Origin of the sequence: Kineococcus glutinatus (assembly GCF_039542765.1) — a bacterium.
Lineage (GTDB): Bacteria > Actinomycetota > Actinomycetes > Actinomycetales > Kineococcaceae > Kineococcus_A > Kineococcus_A glutinatus.
Genome location: NZ_BAABIL010000055.1, coordinates 1 through 4491 on the forward strand (window position 1 = coordinate 1; position 4491 = coordinate 4491).

Annotated in this window: 9 protein-coding genes; 5 read left to right on the forward strand and 4 right to left on the reverse strand. The window is 76.9% G+C overall.

The genetic code is table 11. From position 1 onward, the window contains the following. Positions 1-528 (reverse strand): TetR/AcrR family transcriptional regulator (locus tag ABEB16_RS02975; protein WP_345710789.1); only part of this gene is annotated, 528 nt, incomplete at its 3' end. 110 nt (positions 529-638) lie between these two features. On the opposite strand from ABEB16_RS02975, the gene ABEB16_RS02980 reads away from it, so the two are divergent. From ABEB16_RS02980 to ABEB16_RS02990, 3 genes are all read left to right on the forward strand, one after another. Continuing rightward, positions 639-995, forward strand: coding sequence for an organic hydroperoxide resistance protein (locus tag ABEB16_RS02980; RefSeq protein WP_345710790.1), 357 nt, complete (start codon positions 639-641; stop codon positions 993-995). A gap of 92 nt (positions 996-1087) precedes the next feature. After that, positions 1088-1543: a DoxX family protein gene (locus ABEB16_RS02985; protein WP_345710791.1), complete on the forward strand. Its 456-nt coding sequence runs from the start codon at positions 1088-1090 to the stop codon at positions 1541-1543. A 68-nt stretch (positions 1544-1611) separates the two neighbouring features. Next, the gene (locus ABEB16_RS02990) at positions 1612-1977 is read left to right on the forward strand and encodes a hypothetical protein (protein WP_345710792.1); all 366 of its coding nucleotides are present in this window, start codon (positions 1612-1614) and stop codon (positions 1975-1977) included. Here ABEB16_RS02990 and ABEB16_RS02995 read toward each other — a convergent pair. Continuing rightward, positions 1917-2564, reverse strand: a complete 648-nt coding sequence (locus tag ABEB16_RS02995) for a TetR/AcrR family transcriptional regulator (RefSeq protein WP_345710793.1) — start codon at positions 2562-2564, stop codon at positions 1917-1919. The genes ABEB16_RS02990 and ABEB16_RS02995 overlap by 61 nt on opposite strands. Before the next feature lie 67 nt (positions 2565-2631). Between ABEB16_RS02995 and ABEB16_RS03000 the strand changes: the two genes are divergently transcribed. Continuing rightward, positions 2632-3189, forward strand: coding sequence for a hypothetical protein (locus ABEB16_RS03000; protein ID WP_345710794.1), 558 nt, complete (start codon positions 2632-2634; stop codon positions 3187-3189). Positions 3190-3207: 18 nt separating this feature from the next. Here ABEB16_RS03000 and ABEB16_RS03005 read toward each other — a convergent pair whose 3' ends face one another. Continuing rightward, positions 3208-3714: a DUF2000 domain-containing protein gene (locus ABEB16_RS03005; protein ID WP_345710795.1), complete on the reverse strand. Its 507-nt coding sequence runs from the start codon at positions 3712-3714 to the stop codon at positions 3208-3210. A gap of 103 nt (positions 3715-3817) precedes the next feature. Here ABEB16_RS03005 and ABEB16_RS03010 point away from each other — a divergent pair, with 103 nt between their 5' ends. Continuing rightward, the gene (locus ABEB16_RS03010) at positions 3818-4300 is read left to right on the forward strand and encodes an Lrp/AsnC family transcriptional regulator (RefSeq protein WP_345710796.1); all 483 of its coding nucleotides are present in this window, start codon (positions 3818-3820) and stop codon (positions 4298-4300) included. 12 nt (positions 4301-4312) lie between these two features. On the opposite strand, the gene ABEB16_RS22760 is transcribed toward ABEB16_RS03010, so the two are convergent. Further along, positions 4313-4474, reverse strand: a complete 162-nt coding sequence (locus ABEB16_RS22760) for a DUF7711 family protein (protein WP_486335971.1) — start codon at positions 4472-4474, stop codon at positions 4313-4315. Positions 4475-4491 lie beyond the last annotated feature (17 nt).

The window sequence follows — 4491 nt, forward strand, 5'->3', positions numbered from 1 at the left end:
CGCCTGCGCGGCGGCGGGGTCGGCGAGGTAGCCGGCGACCATCGCGCCGTCGCGCAGCAGCACCCAGCGGCGGGCGGCGGCGGCCGGCTCGGGGTGCCCGGCGCGGCCGAACGCCCCGGCGACGGCCGTCTCCAGCCACCGCCGGTGCTCGCGCACGGCCCGCCGCACGGGGCTGTCGGGGTCGGGGTGCTCGGCGGCGGCGTTGATGAACGGGCAGCCCCGGAACCCCGGTCCGCACAGCTGTTCCCCGACCGCCGCGGTGAGGCCGAGCAGCCACGCCGCCGCGCCCCGGGCGTCCGGCGGCGGGTCACCCGCCCGCTCGCGCACGGCGGCGTCGACGCCGCGCAGCCAGGCGACGACGAGGTCCTCCTTGCCGGGGAAGTGTCGGTAGAAGGTGGCGCGGGTCACCGAGGCCTCGGCGATCACGCGGTCGACGCCGACGCCGCGCACGCCCTCGGCGTAGAAGAGGGCCGAGGCGGTGCGCAGCAGCCGCTCCCGCGCCTCGGAGGGGCGCACCGCCGTGCTCACCCGCCCACGGTAACCGCGCCCCGCTCCCGCTTGACCGCGGGCGCGGGGTGCGGTGGACTGCCGGGCACCAGGGAGAACGACCGTTCTCCCCACCACACCGGAGGCCCACCGTGCCCGTCGTCTACACCGCCACCGCCACCGCCACCGGGGAGGGCCGCGACGGGCACACCCGCTCCTCCGACGGCCTCGTCGACCTCGACCTCGCCGTCCCGCGGGAGATGGGCGGCCCCGGCGGCGGCGCCAACCCCGAGCAGCTCTTCGCCGCCGGCTACGCCGCCTGCTTCCACAGCGCCCTCAAGGCCGTCGCCCGCCGGGAGGGCGCCACCTTCACCGACTCCGCCGTCACCGCCGAGGTCGGCATCGGCCCGAACGACGCCGGCGGCTTCGGCCTGGAGGTCACCCTGCACGTCGAGCTCGGCGGCCTCGGGCAGGCCGCCGCCGAGCGGCTCGTCGAAGCCGCGCACTAGGTGTGCCCCTACTCCAACGCCGTGCGGGGCAACGTCCCCGTGACCCTCGAGACCGTCACCGCCTGAACCCCGACCCGGACGAGGAGGACGACGTGAACACCCCCGACCTGCGCCCGGCGCTGCGGGCGGCCGGCCAGACCGCGCTCGGCCTGGTGCTGCTCACCGCCGGCACCGGGCACCTCACCACCCAGCGCCAGGAGTTCCAGGCGCAGGTGCCGCCCTGGCTGCCGCTGGACGCGGACCTCGTCGTCGTCGCCTCCGGCGTCGTCGAGCTCGCCCTCGGCGCCGCGCTGGTCGCCGCGTGGAAGCAGCCCGCGCGCGCCCTCGCCGGCGCCACCGCGGCCGCCTTCTTCGTCGCCGTCTTCCCCGGCAACGTCTCCCAGCTCATCACCCGCACCGACGCCTTCGGGCTCGACAGCGACACCAAGCGCGCGGTGCGGCTCGTGTTCCAGCCCGGCCTGGTGGCGTGGGCGCTGTGGGCGACGCGGGCCCGGCACACCTGGCGGTCGCGGTCCGGACGGCGGCGGGCCGGCGGCGGGCCCGGCTGAGCGGGCCCCGCCGCGCCGGGCGCGACCTCCCCGTGCACCGCCGGGGCGGGACGTGGCAGCGTTTCCCCATGACGAACTCCGGTTGGGTCGCCGTGCGTTGCGTGTTCCGCACCCGATTCGGCGACCAGCAGGTCTACGAGGAGCGGATCACGCTCTGGCACGAGCAGGACATGGACCGCGCCATCGAGCTGGCGGAGGCCGAGGCGGTGCGCTACGCCGCCCGCACGTCGGCGGAGGCGGGGTCGCAGGGCGGCGACGACGAGGCGCCCACGGAGTACCTGGGGATGGCGCAGGCCTACCTGCTCGACGACGAGCCCGGCCACGGGGCGGAGGTGTTCAGCCTCATGCGGACGAGCGGCCTGGACCCGATGCGCTACCTGGACACCTTCTTCGACACCGGCGCCGAGCGGGTCGGGGCCGTCGAGGAGGGCTGAGCCGCGAGGCCGTCGAGGTGCCCCTCCAGCACCTCGACGGCCCACCGCACCGCCTCCCCCTCCTCCTGCCGGACCAGGTGCAGCGCGAGGCCGTCGACGAGGGCGTGCAGCCGGCGGGCCTCGAACCCGGTGTCGAGGTCGCCGCGGGCCCAGCCGGCACCGACGAGCCCCTCGACGACGCGGCGGCACGCGGTGCCCAGCTCGGCGTGGGCCGCCCGGTGGACGTGGCGCAGCTGCGGGTCGGTGTGGGCGAGGGAGCCGATCAGGAGGAAGACCTCCATCTCGGTGCGCCGCTCGCCGTCGAGGGGCAGGAGCTGGGCGAGCAGCGCCGAGGCGGCCTCGCGCACCGAGGTCGCGGGCGGCAGGGCGGCGATGCGCTGGCGCACCCGGCGGGCGACGAGCTCCAGGGAGAAGGCGAGCAGCGCCTGCTGGGTGGGGAACGCCCGGCGCAGGGACGCGGTGGCCAGCCCGGCCTCGGCGGCCACCGTCCGCACCGACAGCGCGCGCACGCCGTCGCGCACCACCACCCGCCACGCCGCCTCGGCGACCTCCACCTCGCGGGCGGCGTGGTCGATGAGTCGTGGCACCCCCTGAATGTACACGGCTGTGCTAACTTAGCTTTTGAACACACCCGTGCTAACACCAGGAGTGACGATGCTCGTCCTGATCCTCGCCTGCGAGATCGGGTTCTGGGTGCTCGTGGTCGCCGGGCTCGTCGCCCGCTACCCGCTGCGCGCCCCCCGGACCGGGCTCGTGCTGCTCGCCGCCACCCCCGTCGTCGACCTCGTGCTGCTGGCGGCCACCGCCCTGCACCTGCGCGCCGGCGCCGTCGCCTCGGGGCTGCACGGCCTCGCCGCGCTCTACATCGGGTTCTCCCTCGCCTACGGCCACCGGATGATCTCCTGGGCCGACACCCGCTTCGCCCACCGCTTCGCCGGCGGCCCCGCCCCGGTCCGGCTGCACGGCGCCGCGCACACCCGCGCGTGCTGGGCCGACGTGGCCCGCACCCTCCTCGCCGTCGCTGTCGCCGGCGGCCTGCTGCTCCTGCTCACCGCCTGGGTCGGCGACCCGCAGCGCACCGCCGCCCTCACCGGCCTGCTGCCCGTGCTGGGGATCGTGCTCGCCGTCGAGTTGCTGGCCGCCGTCAGCTACACCCTCTGGCCCCGCCGCGAGCGGACCGGTGGGCGCGTCGCCGCGGGCTCGCCGTCCTGAGGAGGCCGGGCAGGCCGCTCACGGCAGCAGCGCGAGCCGCCGGACCAACCGGTCCACCCGGTTGCGCGGCCCCACGACGCTCACCGCGCAGGCGGCGACGGCCTCCGGCGGGGTGGTGGCCAGCTCGGCCAGGTAGTCGTCGTAGACGCGGTGCGCCTGCGCGACGGCGGGCATGTCGACCACGTGGAGGTCCGGGTCCGCGACCGCCCGCTCGCGCAGCGCCGCCAGCTGCTCCGGGGTGGCCGCCAGCACCGCGCACCCCGTCCACGGCAGGCCCGGGTGGACGGTGCCCGAGGCGTCCGGGCCGCCGCCGGCCACGAGCCCGGCGACGCTCGCGCCGGTGCCGGCCGCGATGCAGGCCGCGGCGTTGACCACGCGCCCCGCGGGCAGGGTCTCGTCGACGACGAGGACCCACTTCAGCCGGGCCTCGCGGGTGGGCCGGTCGGTGAGGACCTCCCCGGGCGCGAACCCGACGACGGGTCCGGGTGCGGCGGTCGCGGGTGCGGTGACAGGTTCTGCGGTCATCTCGGCTCCGTCCGTACGATGAGGTGGGCCGAAGCTAGGCAGGGCACCGGGCAGGAGCAACGGTGCTCGTACTTCGTACGGACGGAGGGCTCCCGTGGCCGGTCTGGACGCACTCGATGCGGCGATCCTGCGCGCGCTGCAGGCGGATGCACGGCGGACCAACCGGGACGTCGCCCAGGCGGTCGGGGTGTCGCCCAGCACCGCCCTGGACCGCACCCGGAACCTGCGCCGGCGCGGCGTGATCCGCGGCGCGACGCTCGACGTGGACCTCGCCGAGATCGGGCGGCCGGTCCAGGCCCTCATCGCGGTGCGCGTCCGGCCGCCGTCGCGGCGCACCATCGACGCGTTCCGGGACTGGGTGCGCTCCCTGCCCGAGGTGCTCGGCGTGTTCGTCGTCACCGGGACCGAGGACTTCCTCATCCACGTCGCCGTCGCCGACAACGAGGCCCTCTACGCGTTCGTCATCGACCGCCTCACCCAGCGCAGCGAGATCGCGGACGTCCGCACCAGCGTCGTCTACGAGCACCTGCGCAACCCCGCCCTCAGCCCGCTGGCCCCCTCGCCCCCGGGCGCCGCGCGCCGGTAGGGCCGGCGCCGGTCAGCCCAGGGCCTCCAGCGCGTCCAGCACCTCGAGGTGGCCGCCGGCCGCGGCGTGCTGGGCGTCGGCGAGGGGTTCCAGCTTCCCCGGTGCCCACCGGCGCTCGGCGTAGCGCGCGGTGGCCGCCCGCAGCGCGCGCAGGCCGACCGCCCGCTCGTCCACCAGCCGGGCGCGCAGCT

What these genes read in the sequence shown, in the direction of transcription:
- ABEB16_RS02990 (WP_345710792.1), top strand. Translation starts at nt 1,612, where the DNA reads ATGACGAACTCCGGTTGGGTCGCCGTGCGTTGCGTGTTCCGCACCCGA.
- ABEB16_RS03000 (WP_345710794.1), top strand. Translation starts at nt 2,632, where the DNA reads ATGCTCGTCCTGATCCTCGCCTGCGAGATCGGGTTCTGGGTGCTCGTG.
- ABEB16_RS03005 (WP_345710795.1), bottom strand. Translation starts at nt 3,714, where the DNA reads ATGACCGCAGAACCTGTCACCGCACCCGCGACCGCCGCACCCGGACCC.